The organism is Acidobacteriota bacterium (assembly GCA_016700075.1).
Classification (GTDB): domain Bacteria; phylum Acidobacteriota; class Blastocatellia; order Pyrinomonadales; family Pyrinomonadaceae; genus OLB17.
In genome coordinates this window covers 2,152,708-2,167,382 of the sequence record CP065000.1, presented here as the reverse complement: position 1 = coordinate 2,167,382, position 14,675 = coordinate 2,152,708, and the positions used below count along the sequence as shown (strand labels likewise).

Genomic DNA, 14,675 nt, shown 5'->3' with positions numbered 1-14,675 from the left:
CGTTTCACCCAACGCAGCAAACCCGAATGAGGCTGTCCGACCTCGATTTTCATCTTCCCGAAGAACTCATTGCCCAGCAGCCGCTCGCTGACCGTTCGGCGTCGCGACTGCTCGTCGTCGACCGCTCGACCGGCACGTTTCGCGATTCTGTCTTTTCGGAATTTCCTTCTTTGTTGAAAAGGGACGATCTGCTGGTCGTCAACAATTCGCGTGTTTTTCCCGCCAGGCTTATCGGCCGCAGCGAAACAGGTGCCGCGGTCGAGATATTCCTTGTCAGAGAACTCGGCGGCGCACGCTGGGAAGCTCTCGCACGTCCGGCCAAGCGCCTGCAGCCCGGAAAACGCGTGCTTTTCGGCGACGAACTTTCTGCAGTCGTTGTGGAAAGAACCGACGAAGGCGGCGTCATCGTCGATCTGGAATGCAGCGGGGACGTTTTCGAGGCAATCGAGAGCGTAGGCCGCACGCCGCTGCCTCCATACATAAAACGGGAACGTGATTCTGATGACACCGACCGCGAACGCTATCAGACCGTTTACGCAAAGGACCGCGGGTCGATCGCCGCGCCGACCGCCGGGCTGCATTTCACGCCGGAAATTCTTGCTCAGATCGAGCAAGGCGGGATCAAAAGGATCGAGGTCACACTGCACGTCGGCTACGGTACGTTTCAGCCGATCCGCTCAGGGGACCTGACCGATCACCGCGTCGCTCCGGAAACCTACGAGATCTCCGAGGCCGCCGCCCGGGAACTTAATACCGCGTTGGATTTCGGCAGGCGGATCGTTGCCGTCGGAACAACGACAACGCGGACACTGGAGGATTGCTATTCTCGTTTCGGGCGTTTTGAGCCGGGCCGCCGCGAAGCGGAATTGACGATCACGCCAGGATTTCAGTTCACGGCGGTAAAGGCTCTGGTGACAAATTTTCACCTGCCGCAGAGCTCGCTGCTTCTCCTGACTTCCACATTTGGCGGGCGCGAACTTATAATGACCGCATACGAACACGCCGTTGCCGAAGGGTACCGTTTTTACAGCTACGGCGACTGTATGTTCATATTCTAGAAGGCTTATGGCGTTCCTGGACTCGATCCGAAGCATTTTCATTCCCGGCTTTTGGCCGGCCTATGAAGATGCGAGCCCGGCACCCGCGACCGAATATCACATCCGCCCTCTGACCCGCAGACAACTCGGCGAAGTGATCCGTCTGAATTTGCGGTGCTTTGCTAATGGCGACAATTATTCGAAATATACCTTTGAGTATCTTTTTGACGAACCGCTCTCTCTCAGCTACCGCATCGTTACGCCGGAACAGCGGATGGTCGCATTCGCATTTGCTCTGGTGAACGAGAACGGTTCGGCCCATCTGACGACAATAGGCGTCGCACCCGAACACCGTCGACGAGGACTCGCCGCAAGGCTCCTGGATCATCTTGAGGCCGCAATTGTCAGCCGCGGCCTCAGTACCATGGTGCTCGAGGTTCGTGTTAGCAACGTCCAGGCACAGGAGCTTTATCGTAAACGCGGCTACATCGCGGTCCAACGCATCTCAAAATATTATCGTGACGGCGAGGACTGTTTTCTGATGATGAAAGCCCTCTGAAAATGTGCCCTCCGTGAAATTTGACCTTCCGAAGATCTATCCGATAACTGACCGCCGTCTTTCCGGCATGCCGCACGCCGATCAGGTGCGCGAGCTTGCTCTGGGCGGGGCGTCATTGATCCAAGTTCGCGAAAAGAACTTGCCGTCGGGTGAATTCTTGACGATGGCTCGGGAAGCTGTCGCGGCAGGCAGAGAGTTTGACGTAAAGATCATCATCAATGACCGTGTCGATATAGCTCTGATGTCTGGGGCGGCAGGCGTACATCTGGGCCAAACCGATCTTCCGCCCGACGCGGCACGCGAAATGTTGGGTGCTGAAGCGATCATCGGCTACTCAACGCACAACATAGAACAGGCAACTGCGGCCGCGAAGCTGCCTGTGGACTACATTGCCGTCGGGCCAATTTTTTCTACTGATACAAAAGAAGATACTGAGCCTGTGGTCGGTATCGAGGGCATTACCGCGGTTCGGGCAGCGATCGGCGTCATACCGCTGGTAGCGATAGGCGGCATCAGCGAACTTCGAATTTCCGGGGTGCTGGCCGCCGGCGCCGATTCCGCGGCTGTCATATCAGCCATTTACGGCGATGATTCAGATATTTCCTCCCGTCTTTCCGAACTGATCAGAATAGCGAACAACAATTAACAACGCTGTTGACTTTTGTCTTGCATTCCGATACGGGCATCGGTTATCATTTTTCTGACGGCGTGTGCCGCTCGGCACGCGTTGTGGACATTCCTCACCAAACGCCTTCCCCGGTGAACCTTTGTTCAGGAGCAACACCTACAAATGAGTCTGCTTGATATAGCACCGATCATAGAGCAAATGCTGCTCACGTCTGAGAACGTCAGTGACCTCAATTTTTCGTGCGGTCAAAAGCCGCAGGTCGAGATCAACGGCGTACTCTATCCGACATCTCCGCTTGGGCTCGGTAAACTGAGCGCGTTTCAGACCGAGATGATAGCGATGGCGCTGATCCGCGACAATCCTGACGCCGCCGATCACCTCGCCCGCCTCAGAACCGCGGACCTCAGCTACGCTTTGCCGGGCAAGTGCCGTTTCCGTGTGAACATCTTTCAGCAGCGGAGCACATACTCGATCGTGATGCGTGTCATTCCGCATGAGATACCGAGTTTTGAGTCGCTCAGGCTGCCTCCGCAGCTTGCCCAGATCGCGGACATTCGCAACGGCGTAGTTCTGCTGACGGGGCCCACGGGTTCAGGAAAGAGCTCGACGCTTGCGGCGATCATCGACAAGATAAACGAAACAAAGGCGTATCACATCGTCACCATCGAGGACCCGATCGAATTTCTCCACTCTCACAAAAAGAGCACGATCAATCAGCGTGAGATCGGCGCAGATACGCGCGATTTTGCGTCCGCTCTGCGTGCCGCACTTCGACAGGCGCCGAAGGTCATCCTGGTCGGCGAGATGCGCGACCTCGAGACGGCTGAGATCGCCCTCGAAGCCGCCGAAACGGGCCACCTTGTCCTTTCGACCCTGCACACCATCGATGCGTCAAAGACCATCGACCGCATTATCGGCCTTTATCCCAAGAACGAAGAGCGGATCATACGCACGCGCCTTGCCCAGACATTCCGCTATATCGTCTCGCAGCGGCTTATCCCGACGGCTGACGGCCGCGGCCGCATAGCGGCGGTCGAGATCCTGAAATCGAATCCGCGAACACGCGAGTATATCGAACGCGGCGAAAGCGAAGGCAAGACGCTGCTCGACGCCATTCGTGACGGTGATCTGGACGGAATGCAGGATTTCGATACCGTCATCCGCGATCTGATCGAGTCGAAGAAGATCACCATGGAAGACGGCCTCGCTTTTGCTACAAATCAAAACAATTTGCTCCTTCAGCTTTCGGGCCTGGCATCGACAGAAGATTACATGCAGGTACATAGAAAAGAGGCTCTCTCTAAACAGGCCGTTGCTCCGCCGCCGCCGGCGACAAAAGACCCTGACTCGGTTTTGAACATGATGGAATAAAGGCCGTTTCGTGCCGGTAATACAGATATGATCATTAGATGCGATAGTTGCTCAGTCTCGTTACAGCTTGACGAATCAAAGATCCCGGCAGGGAGCTTCTCGGTTCGTTGTCCGCGGTGTCAAAACCTACTGCGAGTTCAGAAAGGTGCGGGCGGCAGGGCCGTTTCTCCGGTCGAACAACTCGCAGCCAATCAGCCTGCACAACCGACCGGCGACAACGCTGCCGAGTTCGCAAAGCGCGAGGTCGAAAAGCAGGTCAACGAATCGCTCCGGACGCTGCTTTCTGCACTGCACGGCGAAAAAAGCAAGCTGGATGACGACGATGACGACGAAAAGCCGCGCCGCGTCCTCCTGTGCCTCGGTGAGCAGCGGGACGAAGTGGCAAAACTGCTTGCCGGCTCCGGCTACAAGGTCTACGTCGCTCAAAATCCGGCACAGGCAAACGAAAGGCTTCGCGACGGAAAGACCGAGATACTCATATTCTCGCCTGACTTTGCACAGGAAAGCGGCGGTGCCGCCGTGATACAGCAGCGGGCCAATTCCATGTACTCGTCCGAACGCCGTAGGCTGTTCCTGATCTCGCTCGAGGATCAGGGTACGACGATGAACGCTCAGGAAGCGTTCATGCGGAACCTGAATCTCATCGTCAACAACAACGACATCAAACAGCTGCCGCTAATACTGAACAGAGCGTTAGGCGACTACAACGATCTCTATTTTAATTTTAATAAAGCTTCTGGATTGGAAGCGGTCTAGGCAAGTTCGCAGACAAGCATTTCCAGCAGCATACGGCCGCCCGCATCTCCGCCGCCGCCGATGGAAGTTTTCAGCGCGACGTCGGTCTCGGCGATGCGGATGACCGCCTTTCTGAGACGGTCCGCATCAGCACGTCTTGCGGCCGCCAAAAATGATTCCTGGTCGCTGTATCTGAGCTTGAGGACATTTGCGACATCGCGCCTGTCAGCGGAATGCTCCATCATTTCTTTGGCGATCAGCAGACGGCGGACATTGTAGGCTATCAGCCCGAGTATCATCAAAGGCTCTGCGCCGTCATCGATTATCTTCCGCAGGACACGCAATGCTGCCGGACGGTCGCCCGCGACCAGGTGTCTGCCGAATTCGAAATTGTCGAGCTCCCGCGTGAACGGCACGAGTTCGTCGACAAGCTCGGCAGTTATCAGTTTGTCAGGTAACGCAGCGGTAACCAGTTTTGACGCCTCATTCGTCACTCGACGCACGTCAGGACCGGCCCGTTTTACCAACAGGTCAAGAGCCGGTCTTTCTATTTCGCAGCCTGTTTCACTTATCCGGTCCGCGGCCCAATTTGTTAGCTCTGCGTCCGCCATCGGTTCAAAATCCACAGCGAAGGCTTTCTCACGAAGCAGTTTGCCCATGCGCCGGACGCCGTTCAGCTCGTCCGCCACAAAAATGACGATCGAATCCTTTGCGGGATCATCGAGATAGCTCCGCAGGGCGTTCTCATCTTCCTCTTCTTTGATAGTATCTCCGCGTCCTGATTGCGTGATCCTGACGTTCGTTACGCGGACGAGGCGGCGGCTTGCCATCATCGGCATCTGATACGCCGCAGTGAGCACACCGGCGAGCTCGCCTGCCTTTGCAAGAGCAAACGACGTTTCGTTGAAATCACGCGCGTCGCCCTCGTTAAAAGCCCGATCGGCTATCGTCTTTGCGGCAAGGTCGCGAAGGTAGGTCTCGGCTCCGAAAAGCACATAAACCGACGACAGTTCGCCGCGTTTCAGTTGAGCCCGCAGGTCTTCGCGTTTATAAGGCATGAAATTCTATTTCTTCTCTTCGCGTACGCCGACGCCATTGATGAAAGCAGAGACCGCAGCCGCCGCGAATGAACGCGCCATACGCTCTACGGCAGGGTCTTCCTCGTTAAAGAAAGATCTCGGATCATCGCTGAATTCGAACGAATCGCGGAAAATGAAATTCTGATTGTCGTAAATGATGTTGTTGTTTCGCAGGTCGCGGACAGTAACGGCGGTGACAATGGTCACCTCGTAAACGCGTGCTCTGCCTTCGCTGTCGAGCAGCACACCCGTGAAACTGAAATCGCGAATAGTTCCTTCGATCACAGCGTCGGCACGGTTCAGCGTACTTTGAACCTTGATGCCGCCGCCGCGGCGTATCAGCTCGCGGCTGACCGCTTCGGTGAAGCGGGCTTCCACACGATAGCGCACGCCCTGCGCCTCAAATTGGAACGCCGGCACGGCGACGACCTTGATATTCTTCAGAACGCCTGAGCCCGTGACCGGCTTGTAGCATTCGGTAAAACCCGCCGTCGCGAGCAACAGCAGCGTGAGCGAAAGAACTGTGAAATACTGCCTCATCTTGTTTTTGTCATGATATCACGAGCGTACGGAATTCGGTTCGCTCTGAGATATTGCGTGATGAATTCGTAATGCATCGGCGGTCTCTTTCACATCATGTGTGCGGACGATCGCGGCACCGCGTTCGACAGCGTAAAGAGCGGCGGCAAGGCTGCCTGCGAGCCTCTTTTCCGGCGACGCGTCGCCCAATATCTTCCCGATAAAGGACTTTCGCGATACGCCGATCAGAAACGGTATGCCGTCAAATCCGCGGGCGATCCCGGCGTGACGCGCGAGCAATTCTAGATTTTGCTCCAACGTTTTTCCAAAGCCGATGCCGACATCGAGCACGATCTTTTCAGATACGATGCCTGCGGCCTCTGCTTTTTCAACGCTGGCGGTAAGCCCGCTGCAAACCTCGTCAAATATATTTGCGACCGCCGGCTGCGAATGCATATCGGCAAAATCGCCGCGTGAATGCATCAGCACAAGCCCTGCTCCCGTTTCTGCGGCCGCTGCTGCCATATCGCCGTCAAATCGAAGGCCGGAAATATCATTTATGATCTCAGCTCCTGCGTCGATCGCGGCACGGGCGACCGATGACTTGCTTGTATCGACCGAGACGGGCACGTCAAAATGCAATGCGGATCCGATCGCAGGAATGACACGCCGGATCTCTTCATCCGCATCGACCTGTTCGCTGCCCGGCCGCGTTGACTCGCCGCCGATGTCGATGATGTCCGCCCCGTCAGCGATCATCTGCTCGATGCGTCTCGAAGCGGCATCGGGAGCATTAAATCGCCCGCCGTCCGAAAAGCTGTCGGGCGTGACGTTCAAAATGCCCATTACCAACGGCCGGCCGAGGGCGATGGTTCGGCGTGATGTCTGCCAGGAAAGCATAGGTCAAAAGTAAAAAGGCAAAAGGCAAAAGTAAAGCACTGTGCCCACTTTCGCCTTTCGCTCTAGGTCTTTAACCTTTTGAAATTATCCTTTTCCTTTTTCCTTTTTCGCTCCGCTTAAGCCGTCACCGGATCATTGCCGGTTATCGGCGGCAGTATCGTGTCGGTCAGACGCGACCCGCTCTTTTCTTCGGTATCGGAAGGCTTATCGTCGTCCGTTGATGCGGGAGCTTCAACGTCGAGCGGCAGCCCGGCGACGACACGCCTTATTTGCACGGCATCCAGCGTCTCGTATTCGAGTAGCGCCTCAGCAAGACGGATCAGGGCGTCCTTGTTCTCTCGAATAATGGTTTCGGCACGAGAATACTGTTCGTTGATTATTTTCTGTACCTGTTCATCGATCCTGATCGCGGTATCTTCCGAATAATCACGATGCTGGGCGATCTCGCGGCCGAGGAAGATCTGCTCTTCCTTTTTGCCGAAGGTCAGAGGCCCAAGCTCCGACATGCCGTATTCGCACACCATCGCACGGGCTACCTCTGTCGCTTTTTCGATGTCGTTGGCCGCACCGGTAGTGATGCTGCCGATAAAGACGTCCTCAGCGATGCGTCCGCCCATCGCCATTGCGATCTGGCCGAGCAAATACTCTTTCGACGCGCTCAGGCGGTCTTTTTCCGGCAAATACATCGTCAGCCCGAGAGCCATCCCGCGAGGGATGATGGTGACCTTGTGCACAGGGTCGATGTTCGGCACCTTGAGCCCGACGAGCGTATGGCCGGCCTCGTGATATGCAGTGATGCGCTTTTCCTCATCGGAAATGACCATCGACTTGCGTTCGGTGCCCATGATGACCTTGTCTTTGGCGACCTCAAAGTCGTTCATCGTGACGACCTTCTTGTTGTAACGCGCGGCATTCAAAGCCGCCTCATTGACGATGTTCGCCAGATCGGCACCCGTAAAGCCCGGCGTACCGCGTGCGATGACGCTGACATCGACGTTCTCGTCGAGCGGGATCTTTTTCGTGTGAACTTTCAGGATGCCTTCGCGGCCGCGGACGTCCGGACGTCCGACGACGACACGGCGGTCGAAACGGCCCGGGCGAAGCAGCGCCGGATCGAGCACGTCCGGCCTGTTGGTCGAAGCCATCAGGATGACGCCGTCATTCGATTCGAAGCCGTCCATTTCGACGAGCAGTTGGTTCAACGTCTGTTCACGTTCATCGTGTCCGCCGCCGAGGCCTGCCCCGCGATGACGGCCCACGGCATCGATCTCGTCAATGAAGATGATGCAGGGGGCGTTCTTTTTGCCCTGTTCGAACAGGTCGCGAACGCGGCTCGCTCCGACACCGACAAACATTTCGACAAAATCCGAGCCCGAAATTGAAAAGAAAGGAACGTTCGCTTCGCCTGCTACGGCTTTAGCAAGCAAGGTTTTTCCTGTCCCCGGCGGGCCGACCATCAGGACGCCCTTCGGTATCTTGCCGCCGAGCTTTTGAAACTTCTGCGGATCTTTCAGGAACTCTATGATCTCCTGCAGCTCATCTTTCGCCTCATCAACGCCGGCAACGTCCTTGAACGTAACGCGTTTCTGCTGATTGTTCAGCAGCTTCGCTTTGGATTTACCGAACGAAAGTGCCTTATTCCCGCCTGCCTGCATTTGCCGCAGCGTGAACAGCAGAAAGCCCATTAGCAGCAGGAACGGAAGCGCGTTGACCAGTATCAGCCAGCCAAAACCGCTGGACGCAGGTTCCAGCTTGATGACCGTATCTGTATCGGTCGACGCAGCATAGATCTGATCACGCGTGGAATCGCTCGAATCGAGCTTTGCGGTCATCTTCACATCGCCTTGATTTACAAGCTCGAGCGAATCTGACTTGATCGTGACCTCTTTGATGTCCTTGTTCTTTATCTGCGTCAGCGCCGCGTCAAACGACAGCTCTTTCGGCGGAGTGGTCTGCTTTGACTGCAGATACCACACGAAAATGAGCGCCGACGAGATTATCATCAGCCAAAGAAAAACTTGCTTTCCCTTAGAATTCAATTTAAAACCTCCAACGCAAGCCACTTTCCAACGGGCGTGCGTTCAGCAGCAAAGCATTTTAGATGATTGCCGCGTCCCTCGCGTTGTGCTGAATACGGTACGGCACTTATCGCAGGGGCAACTTTCGATTCTAGTGGGCGCAACCCGTATTTTCAACCCTTTCGTTGCTATCGCGCATACGCCGCACGGTCACGATCCTGCGTCAGCGAACCTCAACTTCCCGCCCGACCGTATCACGCGGCCGCCGCCCGGCAGTTCGACGACACGGCCGCTCTTCGTACTTTTGACCAAACGCTCGACGGCCTGAAGATGTTTCATCCCGAGCCGCCGCCGCGTGCCGCGGCGTTTTTCCAGCCAATCGCGAAGCGCATCACCGAGAGCATTGTCCGGCAGCGATCGCAGCTGCGTCACATAAAGGCTGCCGTCCTCGGATTCTGTGACGGGCGGCAATTCACGCGGAACCTCTCGCTGCAGCAATGCGGCGGTATTCGCGAGCGTTTCTATGATGTTGGGGTTCATATCAGCAAGCAGCGGGAGCAATATCTTGCGGATCTTCACACGTCGAAAAGCCGTGTCGTCGTTCATCGTGTCATAGCGATATTCGATGCCGGCATCGCGGCAATACATCTCGGTATCGCCGCGTTTCGCCCAATGCATCAGCGGCCTGACCAATTGCAATTGAGGAGTTGAGGAGAAGGGGAGAAAAGGAGACAAGGAGACAGGGAGATGCGTAGAAAAAGGATCAGTATCTGATGTCTGACCGACAAAAAGGAGCTTCGTCTTCCGGTCTCCTTGTCTCCCGGTCTCCTTGTCTCCTTGTCTCCTTGTCTCGGTTGCTCCGCGGCTGCCGAAAGCATCGATCGCTTTCATCCCGCTCAAACCCGCAGGGCCGCTGCCGCGCACAAGGTTCATCAGCAGCGTCTCGGCTTGGTCGTTCATTGTGTGGCCCGTCAGCACGGCAAATGCACCGACGCGTTCCGCCGTTTCGCGCAGGAATGCGTAGCGGGCACGACGGGCGTTCTCTTCCAGATTGCCGTCGCTCGCGATCAGGCCGCGGCCCGATGCAAATTCGACGCGGAACTCTGTCGTAAGCTCGCGAACGAATTCCTCATCTTCATCGCTCGCCGCACCGCGAAGCCCGTGATTGAAATGCGCCGCGACAAGCCGCAGTCTTAGCTTTTCCAGTTCTCGCAGTTCATACATCGCCCCGAGCAGGCTCGCCGAATCCGCGCCGCCCGACACGGCGATCACGACGGCCGCATCGTCCGCCGGCAGGCCGAGACGCCGCCATTCCGTGACGAGACTGCGAACGAATTTATGCATATTTGAAGTTTAGCCACGAATAGCACGAATTGCACGAATGATCAGCTATTAGTGATATTCGTGCAATTCGCGGGCTGATCTATCTCGCAGGTCGCAGATCTACCTAGCGGGGCGGGGTTGGATGAAAAGGGTGATGCGTGATGTGCAGATGAGCTTGCCGCGGTCGTTGGTTATGTCGATCTTCCAAACGGCCATTTTGCGTCCGGAATAGATCGGCGTCGCTTCGACCGTGAGCAGCCCGCGGCTGACCGCACGCAGATGATTGGCGTTTATCTCAACGCCGACCGGAGCAAACCTTTCAAGATCGGTTCCCGCGACAACGCCGACCGAAGCTGCCGTCTCAGCCAAATAAAGCGAAACACCGCCGTTCATTATGCCGAGATATTGATGGACCTTTGGAGTAACCTCCATCGTCAGAACGACGCGTTCGCCGCTCGCCTCGACGATCTCGATGCCGAGAAATTTGAAAAGCTCGTTGTCAGCGACGTCTTTTAATAATTCTTGTTTGTCCATCTGTTCAACGCTTCGCGATCTTGCAAAAGCCCGCGCGTCAGCAAGGGCGATATCCGACCGTTATACCCTGCAATAGCCCGCGGGTCAGCAAGGGCGATAGCGAACCTATTTGCAAAAGACCTGAACGCAAGTATTTTCTACCATAAGATTTTCGGATAAGCCTGCGCTCCATTTATCGCCCTTGCTGACGCGCGGGCTTCTGCAACGCACTCTTTGCGGTCCCTGCGTTAAGAGACCCTCGCTATCGCCCTTGCTCACGCGCGGGCTTCTGCAACTTCGCCTTTGCACCGGCCAGCTCAGCACGCACACGCTCCGGCGAAGTTCCGCCGATCGATGATTTGCTTGCCAGCGTCGCCTGCAAACTCAACGCTTCGAAAACGCTGTCGTCGATATCAGGAATACGGGTACGCATTTCTTCGATACTCAGCTCGTGCAGCTCGCGGCCGCTCTCAATGCCCAGCAAAACAAGCCTGCCGACGGCATCATGCGCATCGCGAAACGGCATTCCGCGTTTAACAAGATGGTCGGCGAGTTCCGTCGCGTTCAAATATCCGGACGAAGCGGCCTGCCGTGTTGTGTCTTCATTAACCGTCAAATTGTCGAGGACTATCGCTGCGATCTCCAGACACACGCGCACCGTATCGGCCGCGTCAAATACAGCCTCTTTGTCCTCCTGCATGTCTTTGTCATAGGCGAGCGGCAAGCCTTTCATTATCGCCAGCATAGCGGTCTGATGCCCAAAGACGCGGCCTGCTTTTCCTCGGATGAGTTCGAGCGCGTCAGGGTTCTTTTTTTGCGGCATCAGGCTCGAACCGGTCGAAACTGCGTCGCCCAATTCGACAAAACCGAATTCCTGCGACGCGTAAAGTATCAGGTCCTCAGCCAGCCGCGACAGGTGTACCATCACCAGCGAACACGCCGCGGCGAACTCGACCGCAAAGTCGCGGTCCGAAACCGCGTCGAGACTGTTTCGCGAAACAGAATCGAATCCGAGTTCTTTCGCAACGGCCTCGCGGTCAATATCGAACGAAGTCCCCGCCAACGCAGCCGAACCCAGCGGAAGCACATTGACCCGCTTTCGAGCATCGGCGAAGCGCTCGATATCGCGGCTGAACATCTCAAGATACGCTAGGCACCAATGAGCCCACAGCACAGGCTGGGCACGCTGCAGATGCGTATAGCCCGGCATGACCGCGTCTATGTGCCGCTCCGCGGCGGCGACCAATGCCGCCTGCGTGCCTTTCAGCGTTTTGGCAATGTCGTCGATCTCATCTCGGAGCCATAAACGAAACGCCGTTGCGACCTGATCGTTTCGGCTGCGGCCTGTGTGCAGTTTTTTCCCGAGCTCTCCGACCGCCGCGACCAATTGCTGTTCGATATATGAATGCACATCCTCGGCGTCCGCGGATATCTCGGCGGCGGCGATGGTTTTCAAAGCATTAGAGATCTTTTCCGCATCGTCCGCTGATAAAACGCCCGTGCCTACCAGCGCATTTGCGTGGGCGATGCTCGCTCGAATGTCCGCGTCGAGTAATCTTTGGTCAACCGTGAACGAGCTGTTGAAACGGGCAAATTCCTCATTCGCCTCGCCCGTAAACCGCCCGCCCCATAGATTGCCCGTTCGTTCCATTATCTCGCTCTATCTCACTGCAAAAACGCGCCCCACGCATTACGACTGTATTGATTAGGGCACTTTTAGAAAGTATCATTAAAGACCAATCCTTGACACCTGACGCGGAGGAACACGCTATGCGATCGTCAACATTATTTTCCTTGGTATTTTTGGTCGCCGTTCTTCTGGTGCCAAAGGCTTCGGCACAGGCTGACGCGATCTGCAGCGAATTCGGCGGCGGATTTATCTGGGCGACCGTAAGTGTCGTTTACGGCCGGGTCGAATTCAGCGGACTGCAGGATCCGAACAAGTTTCCTAAGGTAACCGTAACGCTCAACAACCAAGGGCGAACCATCGCCAGCACATCGGTCGGTCCTAGCGGCAACTATTGTTTTCGCAATCAGAGCGGCAACGGAGCGACCTTGGTCGTTGCCGTTGAGGACGTTGAGGTCGGCCGCAGAGACCTTCCGTCCGGTTCAGTGACCATCAACCAGGTCCGCCAGGATTTTCAGATAGATCTCGGCACCAGAACACCGCGGGCCGGCGTCATATCGGCAAAATATTTTTACGAAAGATCGGGAAAGAACGCAGAACTTTTCGCATCGGCAAGCGCTCACTTGCGTGACAAGAAGGCGGACAAGGCCATACCGCTGCTTTCGCAGATCGTCCGGAGTGATCCGAAAGATTTTGTTGCGTTGGGTCTGCTCGGTTCCGCGTACTTTGAGAAAGGCGACCTGCCGAGCGCCGAGCGAGCCTATTTGGGCGCTCTTGAAGCGAATCCGCGTTTCGCCCCCGCGATGGCGAGCTTGGGCCAGATATACCTGATGCAGAAAAAGCTCGAACTTTCTATCGCAGTGCTGCTGAAAGCCACTCAGAATGAGCCTGAATTTGCCCGCGGTTTTCGGCTGTTGGGCGAGGCTTATCTGCTATCAAAACAAGGCCGGCTGGGCCTGGAGGCACTTTACAAAGCTATAGAACTCGACCCGATCGGTATGGCCGAATGCCATCTGCTGGCGGCGAAACTGTTCGATGGCGCCGGTGCAAAGAACTACGCTGCCCGGGAATATAAGCTATTCCTCGAAAAGGTGCCTAACCATCCGCAGAAGAAACAGTTTCAAAAATACATTCAGGATAATCCGCCGGCAGATAACTAACCTTCGATGGAGAAGAAGATAGGAAAGGTCGTACTCGCGTATTCGGGCGGGCTTGATACGTCGGCGATGCTGCTGTGGCTGAAAGAGACCTACGGCTGCGAGGTCGTCTGCTATTGTGCCGATGTCGGCCAGGGCGATGAGCTGGACGGGCTGGAAGAAAAGGCTCTTGCAACGGGTGCGTCGAAACTAGACGTCGAGGATCTGCGCGAAGAGTTTGTCCGTGATTTCGTCTGGACCGCCGTAAAGGCGAACGCCGTTTACGAGGGCGTTTATCTGATGGGAACTGCACTCGCACGCCCCGTCATCGCCAAATGCCAGATCGAGATCGCACGCCGCGAAGGAGCCGACGCCGTCGCCCACGGAGCGACCGGAAAAGGCAACGATCAGGTGCGTTTCGAGCTTTCGTATTACGCTCTGCAGCCGGACATTAAGGTCGTCGCACCGTGGCGGCATTGGGATTTCAAAGGCCGTGCCGACCTGATAGCGTATTGCGAAAAACACGGAATTCCCGTTACCGCGTCCGCCGAAAAGCCGTATTCGATGGACCGCAATCTGATGCACATCTCATACGAAGGCGGCATTTTAGAAGACCCGTGGGAAGCTCCGCCCGAGAATATTTTCTTGCTGACGAAATCGCTCGAGAATGCATCGGACAACCCTCAAGAGATCACGATCTCATTCGAAAAAGGCGTGCCCGTAGCCATTGACGGCGTCACTCACGGTGCGGTCGATATGCTCTCAAAGCTCAATCATATCGGCGGCGAACACGGCATCGGCCGCGTCGATCTGGTCGAGAACCGCTTCGTCGGAATGAAGTCCCGCGGCGTCTATGAAACGCCCGGCGTTACGATCCTACAGGCCGCACACCGCGCGCTCGAATCCATAACGATGGACCGCGAAGTGATGCGGCTGCGCGACGGCCTCGGCGTAAAGTTCGCAGAGTCAATATATTACGGTTTCTGGTTCGCACCCGAAACGGAAATTCTCCGTTCCATGATCGACCAAACGCAGGAAAATGTCACCGGCGACGTCCGACTGAAACTTTACAAAGGCAGCGTGATCGTGACCGGCCGCCGTTCGCCGAATTCGCTCTACCGCGAACGCATCGCGACATTTGAGGACGACGCCGGAGCCTACGACCAACACGACGCAGAAGGGTTTATCAAGTTGCAGGCGTTGAGGTTGAGGTTGAGGAATATGGAGTAA

The 14,675-nt window shown here is 56.1% G+C and carries 14 protein-coding genes; 7 read left to right on the top strand and 7 right to left on the bottom strand.

Annotated features, from left to right (window positions below; translation table 11 throughout):
- Positions 1–26 precede the first annotated feature (26 nt).
- From queA to IPM50_09755, 5 genes are all read left to right on the top strand, one after another.
- On the top strand, positions 27–1,058 hold the full coding sequence (queA, locus tag IPM50_09775; protein ID QQS31967.1) for a tRNA preQ1(34) S-adenosylmethionine ribosyltransferase-isomerase QueA: 1,032 nt from the start codon (positions 27–29) through the stop codon (positions 1,056–1,058).
- A gap of 7 nt (positions 1,059–1,065) precedes the next feature.
- The gene (gene rimI, locus IPM50_09770) at positions 1,066–1,596 is read left to right on the top strand and encodes a ribosomal protein S18-alanine N-acetyltransferase (GenBank protein QQS31966.1); all 531 of its coding nucleotides are present in this window, start codon (positions 1,066–1,068) and stop codon (positions 1,594–1,596) included.
- Between the two features lie 13 nt (positions 1,597–1,609).
- The gene (gene thiE, locus IPM50_09765; protein QQS31965.1) at positions 1,610–2,242 is read left to right on the top strand and encodes a thiamine phosphate synthase; all 633 of its coding nucleotides are present in this window, start codon (positions 1,610–1,612) and stop codon (positions 2,240–2,242) included.
- A 144-nt stretch (positions 2,243–2,386) separates the two neighbouring features.
- Complete coding sequence (locus tag IPM50_09760; protein QQS31964.1) at positions 2,387–3,595, top strand: PilT/PilU family type 4a pilus ATPase; 1,209 nt, start codon at positions 2,387–2,389, stop codon at positions 3,593–3,595.
- 27 nt (positions 3,596–3,622) lie between these two features.
- Positions 3,623–4,351, top strand: a complete 729-nt coding sequence (locus IPM50_09755; GenBank protein ID QQS31963.1) for a zinc-ribbon domain-containing protein — start codon at positions 3,623–3,625, stop codon at positions 4,349–4,351.
- Here the strand turns inward: IPM50_09755 and holA are convergent.
- The 7 genes from holA to argH all read right to left on the bottom strand — a co-directional run bounded on the left by holA (position 4,348) and on the right by argH (position 12,333).
- Positions 4,348–5,388, bottom strand: coding sequence for a DNA polymerase III subunit delta (gene holA / locus IPM50_09750; GenBank protein ID QQS31962.1), 1,041 nt, complete (start codon positions 5,386–5,388; stop codon positions 4,348–4,350). The two genes, IPM50_09755 and holA, sit on opposite strands and share 4 nt — an antisense overlap.
- A gap of 6 nt (positions 5,389–5,394) precedes the next feature.
- The gene (locus IPM50_09745; GenBank protein QQS31961.1) at positions 5,395–5,949 is read right to left on the bottom strand and encodes a hypothetical protein; all 555 of its coding nucleotides are present in this window, start codon (positions 5,947–5,949) and stop codon (positions 5,395–5,397) included.
- Positions 5,950–5,967: 18 nt separating this feature from the next.
- The gene (folP, locus tag IPM50_09740; GenBank protein QQS31960.1) at positions 5,968–6,828 is read right to left on the bottom strand and encodes a dihydropteroate synthase; all 861 of its coding nucleotides are present in this window, start codon (positions 6,826–6,828) and stop codon (positions 5,968–5,970) included.
- 116 nt (positions 6,829–6,944) lie between these two features.
- Positions 6,945–8,831 (bottom strand): ATP-dependent zinc metalloprotease FtsH, encoded by a 1,887-nt coding sequence (gene ftsH, locus IPM50_09735; GenBank protein QQS34497.1) that lies wholly within the window; start codon positions 8,829–8,831, stop codon positions 6,945–6,947.
- Positions 8,832–9,056: 225 nt separating this feature from the next.
- Positions 9,057–10,190, bottom strand: a complete 1,134-nt coding sequence (gene tilS, locus IPM50_09730) for a tRNA lysidine(34) synthetase TilS (GenBank protein QQS31959.1) — start codon at positions 10,188–10,190, stop codon at positions 9,057–9,059.
- Positions 10,191–10,289: 99 nt separating this feature from the next.
- A complete protein-coding gene (locus IPM50_09725; protein QQS31958.1) occupies positions 10,290–10,703 on the bottom strand; it encodes a PaaI family thioesterase in 414 nt (137 codons plus the stop codon).
- A gap of 241 nt (positions 10,704–10,944) precedes the next feature.
- Positions 10,945–12,333 carry an argininosuccinate lyase gene (gene argH, locus IPM50_09720; protein ID QQS31957.1) on the bottom strand — a complete coding sequence of 463 codons (1,389 nt, stop codon included), beginning with the start codon at positions 12,331–12,333 and terminating at the stop codon, positions 10,945–10,947.
- A gap of 119 nt (positions 12,334–12,452) precedes the next feature.
- On the opposite strand from argH, the gene IPM50_09715 reads away from it, so the two are divergent.
- Positions 12,453–13,469: a tetratricopeptide repeat protein gene (locus IPM50_09715; protein ID QQS31956.1), complete on the top strand. Its 1,017-nt coding sequence runs from the start codon at positions 12,453–12,455 to the stop codon at positions 13,467–13,469.
- A gap of 6 nt (positions 13,470–13,475) precedes the next feature.
- Positions 13,476–14,675: an argininosuccinate synthase gene (locus tag IPM50_09710; protein QQS31955.1), complete on the top strand. Its 1,200-nt coding sequence runs from the start codon at positions 13,476–13,478 to the stop codon at positions 14,673–14,675.

Coding starts and splice junctions, on each gene's coding strand:
- queA (QQS31967.1), top strand. CDS start 27: ATGAGGCTGTCCGACCTCGATTTTCATCTTCCCGAAGAACTCATTGCC.
- rimI (QQS31966.1), top strand. CDS start 1,066: ATGGCGTTCCTGGACTCGATCCGAAGCATTTTCATTCCCGGCTTTTGG.
- IPM50_09760 (QQS31964.1), top strand. CDS start 2,387: ATGAGTCTGCTTGATATAGCACCGATCATAGAGCAAATGCTGCTCACG.
- IPM50_09755 (QQS31963.1), top strand. CDS start 3,623: ATGATCATTAGATGCGATAGTTGCTCAGTCTCGTTACAGCTTGACGAA.
- holA (QQS31962.1), bottom strand. CDS start 5,388: ATGCCTTATAAACGCGAAGACCTGCGGGCTCAACTGAAACGCGGCGAA.
- IPM50_09745 (QQS31961.1), bottom strand. CDS start 5,949: ATGAGGCAGTATTTCACAGTTCTTTCGCTCACGCTGCTGTTGCTCGCG.
- folP (QQS31960.1), bottom strand. CDS start 6,828: ATGCTTTCCTGGCAGACATCACGCCGAACCATCGCCCTCGGCCGGCCG.
- ftsH (QQS34497.1), bottom strand. CDS start 8,831: ATGATAATCTCGTCGGCGCTCATTTTCGTGTGGTATCTGCAGTCAAAG.
- tilS (QQS31959.1), bottom strand. CDS start 10,190: ATGCATAAATTCGTTCGCAGTCTCGTCACGGAATGGCGGCGTCTCGGC.
- IPM50_09725 (QQS31958.1), bottom strand. CDS start 10,703: ATGGACAAACAAGAATTATTAAAAGACGTCGCTGACAACGAGCTTTTC.
- argH (QQS31957.1), bottom strand. CDS start 12,333: ATGGAACGAACGGGCAATCTATGGGGCGGGCGGTTTACGGGCGAGGCG.
- IPM50_09715 (QQS31956.1), top strand. CDS start 12,453: ATGCGATCGTCAACATTATTTTCCTTGGTATTTTTGGTCGCCGTTCTT.
- IPM50_09710 (QQS31955.1), top strand. CDS start 13,476: ATGGAGAAGAAGATAGGAAAGGTCGTACTCGCGTATTCGGGCGGGCTT.